Source organism: Streptomyces sp. 3330 (genome assembly GCF_031456635.1).
Lineage (GTDB): Bacteria > Actinomycetota > Actinomycetes > Streptomycetales > Streptomycetaceae > Streptomyces.
Window position 1 is genome coordinate 1 of the sequence record NZ_JAVDVA010000046.1, and the last position, 16,567, is coordinate 16,567.

Annotated in this window: 13 protein-coding genes, 1 pseudogene and 1 riboswitch; of the genes and pseudogenes, 6 read left to right on the top strand and 8 right to left on the bottom strand. The window is 72.5% G+C overall.

What is annotated here, in order from left to right; translation table 11 throughout:
* A pseudogene (locus J2X68_RS38585) lies at positions 1 to 929 on the top strand (lipopolysaccharide biosynthesis protein); the annotation flags it as partial.
* Here the strand turns inward: J2X68_RS38585 and J2X68_RS38590 are convergent.
* From J2X68_RS38590 to J2X68_RS38615, 6 genes are all read right to left on the bottom strand, one after another.
* Positions 850 to 1,908, bottom strand: a complete 1,059-nt coding sequence (locus tag J2X68_RS38590) for a glycosyl hydrolase (protein ID WP_310437288.1) — start codon at positions 1,906 to 1,908, stop codon at positions 850 to 852. The pseudogene J2X68_RS38585 and the gene J2X68_RS38590 overlap by 80 nt on opposite strands.
* Before the next feature lie 464 nt (positions 1,909 to 2,372).
* Entirely contained in the window at positions 2,373 to 2,822 is a 450-nt protein-coding gene (locus J2X68_RS38595; RefSeq protein ID WP_310437289.1) for a hypothetical protein, read from the bottom strand.
* A gap of 415 nt (positions 2,823 to 3,237) precedes the next feature.
* Positions 3,238 to 5,193, bottom strand: a complete 1,956-nt coding sequence (locus J2X68_RS38600) for a hypothetical protein (protein WP_310437313.1) — start codon at positions 5,191 to 5,193, stop codon at positions 3,238 to 3,240.
* A gap of 90 nt (positions 5,194 to 5,283) precedes the next feature.
* Complete coding sequence (locus tag J2X68_RS38605; RefSeq protein ID WP_310437290.1) at positions 5,284 to 6,039, bottom strand: polysaccharide deacetylase family protein; 756 nt, start codon at positions 6,037 to 6,039, stop codon at positions 5,284 to 5,286.
* A gap of 89 nt (positions 6,040 to 6,128) precedes the next feature.
* The gene (locus tag J2X68_RS38610; RefSeq protein ID WP_310437291.1) at positions 6,129 to 7,619 is read right to left on the bottom strand and encodes a glycosyltransferase; all 1,491 of its coding nucleotides are present in this window, start codon (positions 7,617 to 7,619) and stop codon (positions 6,129 to 6,131) included.
* Between the two features lie 58 nt (positions 7,620 to 7,677).
* A complete protein-coding gene (locus J2X68_RS38615; protein WP_310437292.1) occupies positions 7,678 to 8,742 on the bottom strand; it encodes a GNAT family N-acetyltransferase in 1,065 nt (354 codons plus the stop codon).
* 292 nt (positions 8,743 to 9,034) lie between these two features.
* On the opposite strand from J2X68_RS38615, the gene J2X68_RS38620 reads away from it, so the two are divergent.
* Complete coding sequence (locus J2X68_RS38620) at positions 9,035 to 9,859, top strand: HAD family hydrolase (RefSeq protein WP_310437293.1); 825 nt, start codon at positions 9,035 to 9,037, stop codon at positions 9,857 to 9,859.
* A 216-nt stretch (positions 9,860 to 10,075) separates the two neighbouring features.
* On the opposite strand, the gene J2X68_RS38625 is transcribed toward J2X68_RS38620, so the two are convergent.
* Positions 10,076 to 10,549: a transglycosylase SLT domain-containing protein gene (locus J2X68_RS38625; protein WP_142265680.1), complete on the bottom strand. Its 474-nt coding sequence runs from the start codon at positions 10,547 to 10,549 to the stop codon at positions 10,076 to 10,078.
* A 4-nt stretch (positions 10,550 to 10,553) separates the two neighbouring features.
* Positions 10,554 to 10,780: riboswitch (cyclic di-AMP (ydaO/yuaA leader) on the bottom strand.
* Positions 10,781 to 11,413: 633 nt separating this feature from the next.
* On the opposite strand from J2X68_RS38625, the gene J2X68_RS38630 reads away from it, so the two are divergent.
* The 4 genes from J2X68_RS38630 (at position 11,414) to J2X68_RS38645 (ending at position 15,917) form a co-directional block, all read left to right on the top strand.
* Positions 11,414 to 12,424 (top strand): polyprenyl synthetase family protein, encoded by a 1,011-nt coding sequence (locus J2X68_RS38630; RefSeq protein ID WP_057602821.1) that lies wholly within the window; start codon positions 11,414 to 11,416, stop codon positions 12,422 to 12,424.
* A 222-nt stretch (positions 12,425 to 12,646) separates the two neighbouring features.
* Complete coding sequence (locus J2X68_RS38635; RefSeq protein WP_310437294.1) at positions 12,647 to 13,918, top strand: DUF2092 domain-containing protein; 1,272 nt, start codon at positions 12,647 to 12,649, stop codon at positions 13,916 to 13,918.
* Positions 13,919 to 13,951: 33 nt separating this feature from the next.
* The gene (locus tag J2X68_RS38640; RefSeq protein ID WP_310437295.1) at positions 13,952 to 14,980 is read left to right on the top strand and encodes an ABC transporter ATP-binding protein; all 1,029 of its coding nucleotides are present in this window, start codon (positions 13,952 to 13,954) and stop codon (positions 14,978 to 14,980) included.
* Positions 14,967 to 15,917: an ABC transporter permease gene (locus J2X68_RS38645; RefSeq protein ID WP_310437296.1), complete on the top strand. Its 951-nt coding sequence runs from the start codon at positions 14,967 to 14,969 to the stop codon at positions 15,915 to 15,917. Before J2X68_RS38640 ends, J2X68_RS38645 begins: the two co-directional genes overlap by 14 nt.
* Before the next feature lie 42 nt (positions 15,918 to 15,959).
* On the opposite strand, the gene J2X68_RS38650 is transcribed toward J2X68_RS38645, so the two are convergent.
* Positions 15,960 to 16,547: an NAD(P)H-dependent oxidoreductase gene (locus tag J2X68_RS38650; protein ID WP_310437297.1), complete on the bottom strand. Its 588-nt coding sequence runs from the start codon at positions 16,545 to 16,547 to the stop codon at positions 15,960 to 15,962.
* Between the last annotated feature and the right edge of the window lie 20 nt (positions 16,548 to 16,567).

Sequence of the window (16,567 nt, forward strand, 5' to 3'; positions counted from 1 at the left end):
CGGCCGAGGTCCGGAGACGGGAGGGGACGGCCGAGGTCCGGAGACGGGAGGGGACGGCCGAGGTCCGGAGACGGGAGGGGACGGCCGAGGTCCGGAGACGGGAGGGGACGGCCGAGGTCCGGGAGCGGGACGGGGCGGCGGAGGTCCGGGGGCGGGACGGGGCGGCGGCGTGGGAGGTCGCGCGGGGCCGGACGGCTCGGGACCGGGACCGGGAGCGGTGGCTCGCGGGCGGACTGTGGGGGCTGCTCGGCCTGGCCACCGCGGCCTTCTGGACGGCGCTGCGCGATCTGCCGTGGCTCGACGGCCCGTCCGGGAACGTCCTGACCGGACGTCGGATGCTGGCGGCGCTGCCGCTCACGGCGCTGGTCGCCGGGGGACTGCTGCTCGTGGTGTTCGTCGGCGCGGTGACGCTGCGTTCGGCGCGCGGAGCCCTGTTGCCGGGGGCGGCGCTGGGTTCGGTGCTGCTCGCCCTGTACGCCGTGCCGTCCGCCTTCGGCCGGGAGCCGTCACCGGTCGGCGGGGAGACCTGCGCGCGGGCGGCCCGCTTCCTGGCGGAGGGGATGGGGATCGACGGGCCCGAGCCGCTGCTGCGCTGGGCACCGACGGCCGCGCAGCTGCTGTGTCTCGTGCCGCTCTGGCTGCTGCTCGTCGGCCTCGACCGCGCCTACCGGTGGGCGCCGTGGCCGGGGCGCTGGGGCGTCCTGTATCTCGTCGCGGTGGGCGGCTGGGTCTGGCGGCAGGAGCTCGCGCCGATGGCCCTGCCGCTGTGCGGGGTTCTCGTCCTCGCCGCCGCCAGCCTGCCGCTCGTCGCCCGTGGCCGTGGGAATGGCCGTTGGGCACCGGGCAGGGTCAGCGGGACGGGACGGGCTGGTGGAAGTAACCGTTCCTGCCCGCCTCCCGGTAGCCGTCGAGGCCCGGGCCCTCGTTGACGGTCAGATCGCACTCGGGTTTCGCGGAGGTCGGCCGGTTCCAGTGGACCAGTGCCTTCACCGCCGGGAGCTTCTTCACGGCGGCCGGGATCTGGGTGTACCAGTCACGTTGCCGTCGCGGGGCGTCGGCGTCGGGAGCGGTGGCGAACTCCGCGAGCATCACGGGCTTTTCGGCGCTGATGTTCTCGCGCAGCCACGCGTAGCCGGGCTGTTGGCTGCGCAGGAAGTCCTTCCAGTCCGTGGTGCCGTGGCACGCGTAGTAGTTGTACTGGTCCATGGCGATCCAGTCGACGTACTCGTCCCCGGGGTAGAGCGCCTTCATGTCGGCCGCGCTGCCGAGGTAGCCGGAGACGGTCCACACCCACACCACGTTGTCGGCGCCCAGTGCACGGAACCGGTCGCGGACATGGCGGTACGCGGCGACGAACTCCTCCGGCGTGCCCGCGCCTTCCTTGATGCGGGCGTCGGTCTCCTGGTCGAAGGAGAGGAAGACGCGTTTGCCGTAGGCCTTGATGCGCCGGATCTGCGGATCGAGGATTTCCCCGTCGAGCCTGCCGGAGGCGATGTTCCGCCAGCCGAGCTGGGTCTCCGTCCAGTTCTCGTGGTGCGGCTCGGTCCAGACGGTGGACTCCCAGGCCAGCATGAGCAGCCTGTCCTCGCCGAGTTCCTGTTCGTCCGGGGTGAGCAGTTCGCCGTCGAGCTCGGTGCCCGACATGTCGTGGTAGTTGTAGACGAGGTCCAGCTTGCGGCCGATCCTCTTCTCGAAGCCGTGCACGGCGTCCTTGAGCGAGCCGTTCCCGGCGTACGGCACGGCGGCGCCCCACCAGGCGCCGCAGGGCGGGACCAGCGTGCCGGTGGGGGCGCAGGGGCCGCTGGGCAGGGCACCCGAGGCCGCGTTGCCGGGCAGGGCGTCCGCGGTGGAATCCGGGTCCTCGGAGCGGTCGGCCCAGATCCCGAGCCCGGCGAGCAGCGCGGCCACCGCCACCAGCGCGACAGCCGTGTAGGCACGCCTCGCGCTGCGGGGGCCGCCCGCCGGGGTGCCCGCCGGGGTGCCCGCCGGGGCGCCCGCCGGGGCGCCCGTCGAGACGCTTGCTCGTGCGTCGGCCGGGGCGGCCGGGGTGCCTACCGGTGCGCCGGCCAGGCCACTTGCCGGTGCGTCGGCCGGGTCGTTCGCCGCGTCGCCCGTCGGGCCGCTCTCGGACGAGCCCGCCGGGCCGCTCCCCGAACTGTCCCGTGACGCGTGCCCCGATCCGTCCCTCCTCCCGCGTCCCGACCCGCCCTCCCTCCCGCGTCCCGATCCGTCCCTCTTCCCGCGTCCCGACCCGCCCTCCCTCCCGCGTCCCGATCCGTCCCTCAAGGCGTCCCCCATGTGGTTCTCCGCGTCCCTCGCCCCGTGTGGTTCGGCCGCCGGCTCGCGCGGCCCGTGCTGTTCGTGCCGCCCCGTCATAGGGCGCCGCCGGGATGCCTGCGCCTGACCCTGGCGCGTTCGACCGCGCCGCGCCGGGCGGCGGGCAGCGGCAACCCCGGCAGGGTCGCGGTGACCGTGGTGAAGCAGGCGAGCGAGACCAGGAAGGCGGTCGTCGAGAAGGCCTTCACCAGGAACAGCGACGTGGCGGTGAGCACACCGAGCGAGAGGCTGACGGGCGCGGCCAGCGCGACCGCCTCCAGCCTGGCGCCCGAGGCCAGGCGACCCGGCTGCGGATACAGCGCCGCGCAGCCCGGACCGAACAGGACGAACAGCAGCACCGGGATCCAGCGCAGCGGAGCGGGACCGGGTACGGCGGTGGCGGCCAGCGCCGTCCAGCCCGAAGCCGCGACGAGGATGCGCAGATGCGTCGAGGTGAACCTGACGCCCCAGGCCTCTTCGGCCTCGTCCACGCTCCCGGCGCCCATGCTCCCGGCACCCACGCTCCCGGCCCCCGTGCTCCCGGCACCCACGCTCCCGGCGCCCATGCTCCCGGCACCCATGCTCCCGGCGCCCGTGCTCCCGGCGCCCGTGCTCCCGGCGCCCGTGCTCCCGGCGCCCGTGCTCCCGGCGCCCATGCTTTCGGCCCCCACGCTCCCGGCCCCCACGCTCCCGGCGCCCACGCCCCTGGCGCTGCCGTCCTCGATGCCCGGACCCTCCGCGCGCCCGCCCCCCATGCTCAGGTCCTCGGCTCTCCCGCCCCCGATACCCCCGCCCCCGATACCCCCGCCCTCGATACCCCCGCCCTCCATGGGGCCGCCCTCCATACCCCCGCCCCCGGCGGGGTTCTCGTCGGCCATGTCCTCGGAGCCTGTGGTCGTCACTTCGATCACCTTGGGTCATTCATCGGGTGGCCGGGCGGTACTCCAGGACAACGCCGTACGGATGGCTCTCGACGGTCCTGAAGAGGGGCGAGGCGGACAGCTTCGAACGCAGGGTCTCGAAGCCGTCGGGCGGCAGCAGACCCTCGCCCGCGGCGTAGACGTCCTGGGTGCGGGTGAGGACGACGTACGCCTTCGTGCCCGGTGGGATCCCGTCCGCGAGATAGCCGGCCGGGTCCTCGAGCATCTTCTCGTTCTCGGGCAGCGCCTGTTCGGCGAAGAACCAGTGTTCGAGACGGTCGTAGCGGTGGAGCGCCTGCGGGAAGGATCCGCTGGTGGCGAGGATCAGCGAACCGTCGGGCGCGTTGTCGAGGGCCCTGGTGACCAGCGCGGTCTCCTCCGGCGGCGTGTAGAACATCTTCTCCTTGCCGTAGTACGACGGCAGGAAGCCGGCCAGCAGCACCAGCAGGACCGCGGGCAGGGCGAAGGCCGCCGCTCTGCGCCGGAGCGCCTTCGCCCTGCTGCGGTGGGTCCCCGCGACGGCCGGCACGAGCGTGGCGGCGGCGAAGAAGGCCGCGCCGGGCAGGGCGAACAGATAGACACGGAAGAGCATCTCGCCGCCGTAGTCGTTGACGGCGAACAGCGGTACCGGGGCGACGGACATCAGCAGCAGGGGCAGCGCGCTGCGGGTCAGCCGGCGCCGCAGGACGACGGCCGTCCCGGCGAGGACGGCGACCGCGAGCACCATCGCCACGTTGGCGGTGCCCGCGAGTTCGGGGCCGGCCCCGGTGAGCCGGCCGGCGTAGCCCGCGCGGGAGTTCTCCGTCAGCTCGCCGATCGACTTCCTGACGGTGGCGAGCGTCTCGACGAACAGCGGCCGCCCCATGGTCAGGTCCCAGGTGAGCATCAGCAGCGCGGCGACGACGAGCAGCCCGTAGTTGCGGTAGCGGCGGGTGAGGCTCAGCGCGACCAGACAGACGGTGAGCATCACGGGGGTGAGCTGGTGCGTGGCGTTCACGGCGGCGATCAGCGGGGCCAGGATCACCACGCACACCGCGCGCTGTGTCCTCCCGGTGGGCGGCGGGACGGGCGCGGCCACCGGGTCGAGGAACGTGCGGTCGCGCAGCCGTCCGGCGGACCCGGGCCGCACGAAGTGCCGCAGCACCACCGCGAGGACCGTCAGATGCAGCAGATACGCGAGCGCCTGCGGGGCGAAGTAGTCCTGGCCCACCCAGTTGGCGAGCTGGAAGATCCACACGGCGGTCCAGATCAGCCGCCAGTCCTCGCAGAAGGTGCGGTAGATCAGGACCAGCACCGGCATCATGAGCAGGCCGACGACGATCGGCGCCCAGTTGGCGTAGACGGCGGCGTCCTCGACGCCGAAGGCGCGCACCAGGCCCGCGTTGAGGGTGAAGAAGCCCGGCCACTGGTCGTACGCCGACATGTTGCCCGACAGCGCCGCGCCCGGTCGCAGCTCACCGTTGGCGAGCAGCGTGTCGACGACGGCGTCGTGCTTGGAGGCCCACGGGTAGCGCACCGCGTCGTACAGCACCGCGGGCGGCGCCTTCAGCGCGAGGAGCAGCGCGGCGCAGTGCGCGGCCGGCCACCAGGGCGCGGTGCCCGCGCGCCGCAGACTGAGGACGAAACCCGCGGTGAGGACCAGCAGGGAGAGGTAGTAGGCGACCGGCAGCCGGTCCAGCAGGCCGTAGTCGCCCATCCCGCGGAAGCCGATGCGGGGGAGCGCGTACACCCACAGCCCGGCGGCGAGCAGCAGCGTCAGCAGGGCCGCGTCCGGCGGACGGCGCGGGACCCGCCGGGGGCCGCGGTCCCGGCCGGCAGCGGGGCCAGGACCGCCCGGGCCGCCGTGACTGCCGGGGCCGCCGTGACCGTCCTGACTGCCGGGACCGTCCGGGCCACCGGGTCCGGCGGAGAGGTCAGGGGTGGGCAGCTCGCTGCTCTCGGTGCTCGGCACGGGCACGTGGTGATGCACGTCGAGGCCCCCCTCCCTCAAGCCGACTATAGGAATTTTCTCTTCTTTTCACACCAAAATCGTCGAACTCGGCCCGGCTCAACCCGCGAACACCGGCCCCCGCGCGACGGCGCGGGCGCGGCGGTACCAGCGCCAGCCGACCGTCCTCGGCCCGTCGCGGTACGGGGCGACGCGCGCGCCGGACCCCGCCAGCCAGCAGCGGACGTCGTCGACGGTGTGACCGCGGCGCACGATGAGCCGGGCGATGCGGTAGTGCTCGTCGCGATCCGAACTGAGCGCGTGCCGCACGGCGGTGGCCGTCTCGTAGCCCGCGGCCGCAGCCGTGCGCCGCACCCGTCCGCTGTTGTAGCCGTGCGGGTAGGCGAGATGACGGACCTCGTGGCCGAGGGCGTCCTCCAACACCGAGCGCGAAAACCGCAGTTCGTGCGCGAGTGCCCGGGGGGCGAGGGTGTCCAGCTGGGCGTGGGTGACGGTGTGGCTGCCGACCTCCATGCCGTACCGCTCGAGCTGGGCCGCCTGCTCCAGCGTCATCATCGGCGCGGGCGGCAGCAGGCTGCGTCCGCCGCGGGTGATCGCTCCGGTGGTCAGGTAGGCGGTCGCCGGCAGCCCGCGTCCGGCCAGCGCCTCGGCGGTCGCACCGGGCAGATCGGCGAAGCCGTCGTCGAAGGTGAGCAGCACCGGCCGGGGCGGCAGCGGCGCCCGCCCCGCGAGGTGGTCGGCGAGCGCGCTGATCGTGACGGGCGTACGGCCGCTGTCCACGACGGCGTCGAGATGCTCGCCGAACTGCCGGGGCGTGACCGTGAACTCGGCGATCCAGCCCGGCGGTTCCTCCATCACGGCGTGATACAGCAATACCGGGATGCCGCCGTTACTGCCGTTACCGCCGTTGTCTCCGCGGGCTCTGGGGGCGGACGAGGACGCCGTCATCGCGCGGTACCTCGCAGCGCGCGCCGGGCCCGCAGATAGCCCACCGGCCCGTAGAGCATGCCGCGCCGCTGGAGCCGGGAGAGCCGGGCGGGCCAGGCGTGGGTCCGGGTGTCGTGACCGCCGGGCGCGCCGTCCGCCGCGGGCACCGCCTCCCGGCTCGCTGTCAGCGCCCGCGCGTGGGCGAGCCCCCGGGGCAGCCGGGCCAGGAACGCGGGCAGCAGGCCGGGCCGGTTGACGAGGATCGCGGTGAGGTAGGCGGTGAGCCCGGCCCCGTAGCCGTACGCCTGGGTCTCCAGGTCCCGCCAGGTCTCCCGGTGGTGGTGCCAGACCAGGGCCAGCGGGGTGTAGTGCAGCCGGTGGCCCCCGGCGAGGACCCGGACGAACCCGTAGAGGTCGTCGCCGCCCCGCGCGAGCGTCCCCGCCCCGGTCGCCGGGTCGAAGCCGCCGGCCGCCCGCAGCGCCTCCGCGCGGAAGGCCATGTTGGCGCCGGAGCCGAAACGGCCCGCGGCGAACGGGAACAGCGGCTCGTCGGCGGGCGGGTCGTGCGGGTCGTACGTGCGGGCCGTGAAGCCCTTGGCGAAGCCGCCGTGGCTCTCCAGGAGGACCTGGGCGGGAGTCCGCAGCCGGGCCGGCAGGATCAGGCCGGTGGCGCAGCCGAGGCCCGGGTCGGCGGTGAAGGGCGCGGTGAGTTCCGTGAGCCAGCGGGGGTCGGCCACGACGTCGTCGTCGGTGAAGGCGATCACCTCGCCGTGAGCCACCTCGACGCCCTTGTTGTGCGCGACGGCGAGACCGGGCGCAGGTTCGGTGACGTACCGCACGCGCTCGGCGTACCTGCGTGCGACCAGATCCCGGGTCGCCCCCGTCACCGGCGCGTTGTCGACGACGACGATCTCGAAGTCCGGGTGATCCTGGGAGAGCAGTGAGTCGAGGGCGTGCGCGAGCTTCTCGACGCGCTCACGGGTGGCGACGACGACGGTGGTGAACGGCACGGCCCGGCCCGGGACGACGGCGACGACCCCGGCCGGGACCGGGACCGGGGCAGTGACCGGGGCCGTGACGGCGGCCGAGGCCACCCCGGCACCAGGTTCCGCAAGTACCGCAGGCCCTGCGGGCTCCGCGGGCTCCGCAAGTACCGCAGGCGCTGCGGCTTCCGCGAACTTCACGGATTCCGCAGACTCCGCAGGTCCTGCGGGTTCCGCAAGCTCCGCGGGTTCCGCGACCGGCTGTCCGGGGGGTGGCTGTTCGCGGGTGGCCAGGCTCAGGAGGACGGTCTTCGGGTCCGCCCCCTGCGGTATCGACCCCAGCAGCGTCCCGACCGGTCGACCACCCCTTCTGACCAGCACGAACACCTCGCCGTGCGTGACGGGCGGGCTTCCCGGCCCGGGCCTGAGGACGCCCCCGTCGTCCAGTTCCAGCTCGGCGACCTGCACCGGCTCGATGTCCAGAAACCTCTCTATCTCCCGCTGTGCACGCGCGGCGCGGTACATGAACCCCCCTTGTCTCCCGTGTCTCACGCCCCTCACACCGGTCGGCCGGCGCCGCTCCTCACGGTCGGCGCAGTCGGCCCGCGGCCTTCAAGGTCCGTGCGGCCGCCGCGGCGAGCCTCGGCCGGTTGCGCACGAAGTGGTGCGCCCGGCGGGACGGCTCACGGCTGAGCCGGTGGAGCGCGGCCCCCACCCCCGGACGCGACCACGCCCCCTCGTACACGGGGAGCTCCCCGGTCTTCAGCGCGTCCTTGTACTCGGCCGCGCCCCGCCCCAGGTCGAGCAGGCCTATCCCCTCGGCGGCGGCCGACTCGGCCATCCGCAGATGCAGCACCAGGCCCGGCGAGAACTTCGCGAACTCCGTTTCGTACGCAGGGAACCAGCAGGCCAGGACGGTCGACGAGCGCAGTCCGAAGTGCGCGGCGATCGGCCGGTCACCGGCGTAGAGGACGGAGAGCGTGCCCGAGCACTCGGGCGCGCGCGTCTCGGAGAGGACGCGCACGAGCCGGGTGATCCACTCCTGTGCGAACCGGTCCCGGCGGCCGGTCCTGCGGTACTGCGCGGACTTCCACGCCATGAGCGTGCGCAGTGCGGCCGGTTCGCGTTCGTCGAACACGAACCGCAGCTCCCCGACCTGGCGGCCGAGCCTGCGCTGCTTGGCCAGCGTCGTCTTCAGGAACTTCGGCGACTGGGCGCGCAGCACGGACTCATAGGTCTCGTAACCCTTTTCGACGTCGATGACATAGGCGGCGTACTCCTCGGCCGCGTGCGGGGTGAACAGCCCTTGCTCCGCCTCCAGGTTGTCGAAGGCGAAACTCGACAGGCCGCACGCCCGCATCAGTTGGCCGGCGTCCAGTCCGATACCCGGGGCCAGCACCGCGCCCTGCGCGTCCGAGACGCCGTACGCGAGGGCCCGGCCCTGTCCGAGCCGGCCCCGCTCGTGGGGCAGGAAGCCGACCGGCTCGCGTCCCTCGTACACCACCGCCACCCGCGAGCGTGGCCGGACCAGGCCCGCGGCGTCGGTGAACTCCGGTTCCATGAACGGGTTCCGGGGAAGCGCCGACGCGGCGCGCAGCGCCCGCCACCGCTCCCTCTCCCCCTCGCCGAGATCCTGCGGCCTCAGCACGCGAATGCGCCCACTGCTCAAACCTGACCCCCCGATCAAGTCCCCCCTGGACACCTGGACGGTACCGCTCCATCCGGGCGTCGCGGTAGGTAGCGTCCCATGTTGCTGCCAACCGGTACAGAGGCCTTCAACCGTCCGCTACCCGGCGATGTGCCAGAAAGCTGTTCCATTGAGACGGTCGGCGGCCAGTCGTGCGCCAGGCAAACAAGGGGAGTTGGCAGAACAGGACAGGACATGGACGTCGTCCGGTTCGCGTCGAACCGGGGAGGCCCGGGATCCGTATTCTCTGATCATGGCCGCACCCACCGCATATGCCGCGCGCACCGCGTACTCCCTCATCGCCACCGACCTGGACGGGACGCTGCTCCGCGGCGACGACACCTTCTCCGACCGGTCGCTCGACGCGCTCGCGCGGGTGGCGGCCGCCGGCGCACGCCATCTGGTGGTGACGGGACGGCCCGCGCCCCGGGTGCGACCGCTGCTCGACCGGCTGCACAGCAGGGGGCTCGCGGTGTGCGGGCAGGGCGCGCAGTTGTACGACGCGGCCGCGGACCGGCTGCTGTGGTCGGTCACCCTGGACCGGGAGCTGGCCGAGACAGCGCTCGGCAAGATCGAGGCGGAGGTCGGGCAGGTGTACGCGGCTGTCGACCAGGACGGCGTCGACGGGCTGACGCTCATCGAGCCGGGCTACCGGATGCCGCACCCGACGTTGCCCGCCCTGCGCGTCGGGCGGCGCGACGACCTGTGGTGCGAGCCGATCAGCAAGGTGCTGCTGCGGCATCCCACGCTGTCCGACGACGAGTTGGCGTCGACGGCCCGCTCGGTGGTCGGTTCGCTGGCCACGGTCACCATGTCGGGGCCGGGCACCGTCGAACTCCAGCCCTGCGGGATCACCAAGGCGACGGGGCTGGCCCTGGCCGCCGAGCACCTGGGGCTGCGGCCCGAGGACACCGTCGCCTTCGGGGACATGCCCAACGACATCCCGATGTTCGACTGGGCGGCCCGGGGTGTCGCCATGGCCAACGCGCATCCCGAGCTCAAGGCGGTGGCCGACGAGGTGACGACGTCGAACGAGGACGACGGCGTGGCCGTCGTCCTCGAACAAATGTTTCCGTAACCGGTTACCCGCGGCGACCACCGAAGATCCTGCCGACTACGGGTTACCGAGGCCGACCGCCGGAACGGGCGGCAACCGGTTACCGAGGTCGATCGCAGACACGGTGGTAACCGGTTACCAAGTACTGGCAACCGGTTACCGACTGCCGACTACCGACTACCGACTGTCGGCTCCCGGCTCCCGGCCGCCGACACCGGCGGCCGGTCCGCGGGACGCTCAGTACGCGCCGAACACGTTGTCGATCGAGCCGTAGCGCGCGGCCGCGTAGTTGCAGGCGGCGGTGATGTTGGCGACCGGGTCGTACGAATCCCAGGACGTGCCGCTGACGTGGTAGGCGCGGAAGGTCGGGTCGATGACCTGGAGCAGGCCCTTGGACGGGATGCCCGCGGCCGCGTTGGAGTCCCAGAGGTTGATGGCGTTGGGGTTGCCGGAGGACTCGCGGATGACGTTGCGGTAGATGCCGTTGTACGTCCCCGGGATGCCGTGCTGCCCCATGACCTGGAGGGAGGCGCGGATCCAGCCGTCGAGGTTGTTGGCGTAGCCGAGGCTGGTGGCCGTGGAGACGGCCGGGGTCGCCGCGGAGGCGGTGGTCGCCCCGAGGACGGGGAGAGCGAGCACGGCCGCGCCGGTGGCGGCGACGGCGAGCGTGCGGATGAAACGGTTGCGGCGCGGCTGAGCGGCAGCGGGCATGTCGAATTTTCCTCTCCGGCGCCTGCGAGGTGAGCTGTCGGGTTCGGGCGGGAGATGCCCGGTCGCGACCTGGCGGTCGCGGCTTTACCCCAAGCCGTACGGCCTGTCCGGAACGTCCTGTACTTCCAAGACGTCCGGAAATCCGTTCCGGCGACTTACCTGGTTCCCCCGCTCCTGCCGAGCGGTGTCGATGGGTGTGCGGACGGCGGCAGGATTCGGCGTTCCGCCCGACAGGCCGGGAACGTATGCGAGGGCACATGTCCGGAACAAGTAGCGGATTCACAGATCACCCCTATTGACCTTGGTCTGTGGCCTATGGGGCACTTGATCCTTTGTGGGTGCAAAGCATCAACTTGCTTGAGGGGTGCGGAGAATCGGTGAAGAGGGGCTCTGGACCGGATCTTCACGCCGAGTGAGCCAACTCACCAGCTTCCACAAGTGCGGCGAATCGGGCATTAGCCCCAACTTGGTTTTAAAGCACCGGTGATGAGTGAGGGAGGGGAATCGCCTTCCGTCGCGCTCGCCCCGTCGCGGGGAAAGGCGGCGGGAATGCGTGATCGTCGTCACGCGGAGAGGGGGTGGGCGGACTCGTCGGCCCGACGCCGGCACCGGTCCGGGACATGAATCCCGGCTACCCGGTAACTCTCTTCATGTCCGCTCATATGAGCTGATCAAAAACATATCGGGCGTGATCCGATAGTGCCTGGCCTGCGGGTCGCCTCCCGGGCGAGTCCATTCGAGCCCGCGGGACGTGGGGGCTATCGGTGATCGAAACGTGACCGGATACGCTGACTTGAGTGATGGCAGAGACCTATCGACAAACCGCGTAATCGCCAGTAGACACCAGCAGACAGGAGACCCCTCGTGACCGTCGTCGGGCCGTTCGGGCTGAGCGTGCGGGACCAGGCTCTGGAAGCCGATGTCCAGGCCGGATTGGCGGCTGTCGAGGAAGGCTTGCTCGAGGCCACCAAGAGTGCGGTCCCGTTCATCACGGAGGCCGCCCAGCACCTCGTACGCGCGGGCGGGAAGCGGTTCCGGCCGCTGCTCGTGGTGCTCGCGTCCCAGTTCGGGGACCCCTACGCGCCGGGTGTCGTGCCCTCGGCCGTCGTCGTGGAGCTGACCCACCTGGCCACGCTGTACCACGACGACGTCATGGACGAGGCGGCCGTGCGGCGCGGGGTGTCCAGCGCGAACAGCCGCTGGGGGAACTCCGTCGCCGTCCTCACGGGCGACTTCCTCTTCGCGCGGGCCTCCCACATCCTGGCCGACCTCGGTCCGGAGGCCGTGCGGGTGCAGGCGGAGGCGTTCGAGCGCCTGGTCACCGGACAGATCCTGGAGACCGCGGGGCCCACGGACGGACGGGACCCGGTCGATCACTACCTCGACGTGCTCGGCGGCAAGACGGGCTCGCTGGTGGCCGTGGCCTGCCGGTTCGGCGCGATGATGTCCGGCGCCGACGAGACGGTCGTCGACGTGCTCACGCAGTACGGAGAGCGGCTCGGAGTCGCCTTCCAGCTGGCGGACGACGTCCTGGACATCGCCTCGGACTCGCACGAGTCGGGCAAGACGCCGGGGACGGACCTGCGCGAGGGCGTTCCCACGCTGCCCGTGCTGCGGCTGCGCGAGCGGGCGGCGCGGCTGTCGCTGCCCGAGGACATCGCCCTGTGCGAGCTGCTCGACTCCGACCTGACCGACGACGCCCGGCACACCGAGGCCCTGCAGGCGCTGCGGGCCCACCCGGCGCTGGAGCAGGCCCGCCGGGACACCGTGCGGTACGCGAAGGAAGCGCGGTCCGCGCTGGCGCCGCTGCGGGAGTGCGACGCGAAGGCGGCGCTGATGGAACTCTGCGACGCGGTGGTCCACCGGGCGGGCTGACCCGGCGACCCCTACGGGTCGGATGCCGCCTCGTCGTCTTCGTGTCATACCGCAGGCGTATGTGGAGTTGAGCCCTCGGGCTGACGCTTACCCATGGCCGATTTGGTCAGATGGGAACCACGGAAAACACCACTCCTCACCGATTCGGGTGAGAATGGCGGCTTGGGGTGGGGACGTTCAAGCGGGAGACCGGCCGCCGCCGACGACGGAGGTAAGGCACACATGGCACCGAAGGCATCCGACGACACCACGACCGGCGGGGAGTCGACCGGCGCGGAAGCCGAGGACCTGCGCCTCGGACGGCGCAAGGCCGCACGGTACATCGTCCCGGTCACCGTGATCGGTGTCGCGGCGGCGACGATCGGGCTGGTCCCGGCGCTCGCCGACTCCGGCGACCCCGACCTGCCGAAGATCACCGCACAGCAGCTCCTCGACAAGATCGCCGCTTCGGACGTGCAGCAGCTGTCCGGGACGGTGAAGATCAGCACCGATCTCGGGCTGCCCGACCTCGGCGGCCTGGAGAGCGGGCTCCTCTCGGGAGCCGCCGGACAGGGCGGCGACGGTTCGTCCGCCGACCCGTCCGCCAAGCTCACCGAGCTCGCCGCCGGCACGCACACCCTGCGCGTCGCGGCCGACGGCCCGGACCGGCAGAAGCTCTCGCTGCTGGAGAACGCCGCCGAGTACAGCCTCATCCACAACGGCAAGGACGTGTGGGGGTACGACAGCGCATCCAACGAGGTCTACCACTCGACCGACGAGAGCTCCGGCGAGGACTCGGGCAAGGGTTCGGGCAAGGCGGAGACGCCCGTCCCCACCACGCCCGGGGAACTCACCGAGGACGCCCTGAAGGCGGTCGACGACACGACCTCCGTGACCGTCGACGGCACCGTCCGGGTCGCCGGTCGTGACGCCTACAAGCTGCTGGTCCAGCCCAAGCAGTCCGGTTCCACGGTCGGCGCGATCAGCGTGGCCGTGGACGCGAAGACGGGCCTGCCGCTGAAGTTCACGCTGACCCCGGCGAGCGGTGGCGCCGCCGTCGTGGACGCGGGCTTCACCCAGGTCAGCTTCGCCAGGCCCGCCGCGTCCACCTTCGACTTCACCGCCCCCAAGGGCGCGAAGGTCACCGAGGGCGACGAGGCGGGGGAGACCGGCCCCGGCCACTCCGGCAAGCCCGGCGACCTGGCCGAGGACCTCGACGGCGCGGACGGCCTCGGCGGGCTCGTCGGCTCCGAAGGACCGAACGTCCTCGGGGAGGGCTGGACGTCCGTCGCCGTCTTCGGCACCGGTGGCGAGGGCCTGCCCTCGGGCACGGAGGCCGGCGGCGACCTCGGCGGCTTCCTCGGCTCCTTCGGCGACAAGGTGACGGGCAAGTTCGGCTCCGGCACCGTCTTCTCCACCCGCCTGATCAACGCCCTGATGACGGACGACGGCAAGGTCTACGTCGGCGCGGTCACCAAGGACGCCCTGGTGAAGGCGGCGAACGCGGCGAAGTAGGCCGGGAGGCCGGGAGGCCGGAAGGGGAAGCCGATGGGGGAGTCACTGCCGGAGCCCGGGGAGCCGGGGGAGTCCGGGGCGGCCGCGAGGCCCGCGCAGGGCCCCCTGGAGGCGCCTGTGGACGACGGCGCGGTCATCCGCACCCGCGGCCTCACCAAGCGCTACCGCGGCGGACAGCTCGCCGTGGACGGCCTCGACCTGACCGTCCCGGCGGGCAGCGTCTTCGGCTTCCTCGGCCCCAACGGCTCCGGCAAGACCACCACCATCCGCATGCTCATGGGGCTCATCGAGCCCACGGCCGGCTCGGCCCGCGTGCTGGGGCACCCCATGCCGCGGGCCGCGCGGGCCGTACTGCCCCACGTCGGGACCCTCATCGAGGGTCCCGCTCTGTACGGCTTCCTCTCCGGCCGCGACAACCTGCTCCGCTACGACGCCGCCGACCCGACCGCCGATCCTCGCACCCGGCGGGCGCGGGCCTCGGCGTCGCTGGAACGGGTGGGTCTGACGGCCGCCGCCGGCAAGAAGGCGAAGGCGTACTCCCTCGGCATGAAGCAGCGTCTGGGACTCGCCGCCGCCCTGCTGCAGCCCCGTCGGCTGCTCGTCCTCGACGAGCCGACCAACGGCCTGGATCCGCAGGGCATGCGGGAGATCCGCTCGCTGATCCGCGAGCTGGCCGCCGAGGGCACGACCGTCTTCCTGTCCTCGCACCTGCTCGACGAGATCGAGCAGGTGTGCACGCATGCGGCGGTGATGGCGCAGGGCCGGCTGCTCGTCCAGGGCCCGGTGGCCGACCTCGCCGCGGGGACACGCGGCCGACTGGTCGTGACGACGCCGGACCCGGTGGACGCGGCCCGGGTGCTGAAGGAGCAGGGGGCGGACGACGTGATCCTCGGCGAGGACCGGGTGAGCGCCGAGGCTCCGCCCCCGGACCGGGATCCGGCCGACCTCAACGCCGCGCTGGTGACGGCGGGCGTCCGCGTCCGCGGCTTCGCCGTCGAGCGGGCCTCTCTGGAGGACGCGTTCGTGGCTCTCACGGGAGAGGGATTCGATGTCGCGGGCTGACACGGTGGACGACCGGGACCGGGACCGCACGCCTGGACCGGCGCCGACGTCCGCGTCCACGCCGGCGCCGGCGCGGACGGTGAACTGGACCTGGACCTTCGGCCTGCTCCGCAGCGAGCTGCTGACCACTTTCCGGCGCTGGCGCACCCTCGCGCTGCTGGGCGTGCTGGCGGCCGTGCCGATCCTGGTCGGCATCGCGGTGAAGATCGAGACGGGCGACGGCTCGTCCGGCGGACCCGGCGGCGGGGGAGGGGGCGGTGGCGAGGGTCCGGCGTTCATCTCGCAGGTGACCAACAACGGCCTGTTCCTCGTCTTCACCGCGCTGGCGGTGACCCTGCCGTTCTTCCTGCCGATGGCGATCGGTGTCATCGCGGGCGACTCGATCGCCGGCGAGGCGAACGCGGGCACGCTCCGCTACCTGCTCGTCGCCCCGGCCGGCCGCACCCGTCTGCTGCTGGCCAAGTACGCGACCGTCATCATCTTCTGCCTGGTGGCGACGCTGGTGGTCGCGGTCTCGGCGCTCACGGTCGGGGCGCTGCTCTTCCCGCTGGGCGACCTGACGACGATCTCCGGCACCCGGATCGGTTTCGGCGACGGGCTGCTGCGGGCCCTGCTGATCGCGCTGGTCGTCGCCGCCTCCCTGACCGGCGTGGCCGCGCTCGGACTGTTCGTCTCCACCCTCACGGGCAGCGGCATCGCGGCGATGGCGACGACGGTGGGCCTGCTGATCACGGTCCAGATCCTCGATCAGATCCCGCAACTGCACGCCCTGCAGCCGTACTTCTTCTCGCACCACTGGCTGTCCTTCGCCGACCTGATGCGCGAGCCGGTCTACTGGGACGACCTGGAGAAGAACCTCGGCCTCCAGGCGCTGTACGCGGCCGTCTTCGGCTCGGCGGCCTGGGCGCGCTTCACGACGAAGGACATCACGGCGTAGGCGTCACGGCGCGGGACGGGACGCCCCGGGGTGTCTGCGGCCTCAGCGGGTCTCGTACAGGAAGCGCGCCGCCGGTGTCTCGCCGGAGAAGAACGTCTTGGCGCGTGCCAGCGCCTCCGTGTCCCGGAGCACGTCACCGGGCTTGCTGCCGTTGCCGAGCAGCACCCCGCCGAAGCGCATCCCCAGGTACGCGGCCGAGTTGTTCAGCGTCCCGACGAGCGGATCGGCGACCACGGGCTCGTCGTCCGCGAGCGCGGTGACGCCCCAGAGGGTGCGTCCGGCGAGCGTCGCCTTGAAGTCGATGCCGGGGGTGCGCAGCCAGCCGGACCAGTGGTCCAGGTAGCGCTTGGTCTGGGCGGAGACCGAGTACCAGTACAGCGGGGACGCGATCACGATGTCCGTCGCGGCGAGCGTGGCGTCGAGGAGCAGCGCGGTGTCGCCCTCGGTGGGGCGGACGCGGTCGCCGTCGTGCCGCTGGTCCTCGAAGTCGGGCAGCGGGTGCCGGGCCAGGCTGATCCACGTCTGCTCGACGTCCGCGGGCAACTGCTCGGCGGCCGCGCGGGCCAGCAACTCGGTGTTGCCGTCCGGACGGCTGCTGCCCAGCACGAACAGGAAACTGCGACGGGTCATGATCCATCCCCCAGGTAGTC

What these genes read in the sequence shown, in the direction of transcription:
- J2X68_RS38605 (WP_310437290.1), bottom strand. Translation starts at nt 6,039, where the DNA reads ATGGAGGAACCGCCGGGCTGGATCGCCGAGTTCACGGTCACGCCCCGG.
- J2X68_RS38625 (WP_142265680.1), bottom strand. Translation starts at nt 10,549, where the DNA reads ATGCCCGCTGCCGCTCAGCCGCGCCGCAACCGTTTCATCCGCACGCTC.
- J2X68_RS38640 (WP_310437295.1), top strand. Translation starts at nt 13,952, where the DNA reads ATGGGGGAGTCACTGCCGGAGCCCGGGGAGCCGGGGGAGTCCGGGGCG.
- J2X68_RS38620 (WP_310437293.1), top strand. Translation starts at nt 9,035, where the DNA reads ATGGCCGCACCCACCGCATATGCCGCGCGCACCGCGTACTCCCTCATC.
- J2X68_RS38610 (WP_310437291.1), bottom strand. Translation starts at nt 7,619, where the DNA reads ATGTACCGCGCCGCGCGTGCACAGCGGGAGATAGAGAGGTTTCTGGAC.
- J2X68_RS38595 (WP_310437289.1), bottom strand. Translation starts at nt 2,822, where the DNA reads ATGGGCGCCGGGAGCGTGGACGAGGCCGAAGAGGCCTGGGGCGTCAGG.
- J2X68_RS38645 (WP_310437296.1), top strand. Translation starts at nt 14,967, where the DNA reads ATGTCGCGGGCTGACACGGTGGACGACCGGGACCGGGACCGCACGCCT.
- J2X68_RS38635 (WP_310437294.1), top strand. Translation starts at nt 12,647, where the DNA reads ATGGCACCGAAGGCATCCGACGACACCACGACCGGCGGGGAGTCGACC.
- J2X68_RS38650 (WP_310437297.1), bottom strand. Translation starts at nt 16,547, where the DNA reads ATGACCCGTCGCAGTTTCCTGTTCGTGCTGGGCAGCAGCCGTCCGGAC.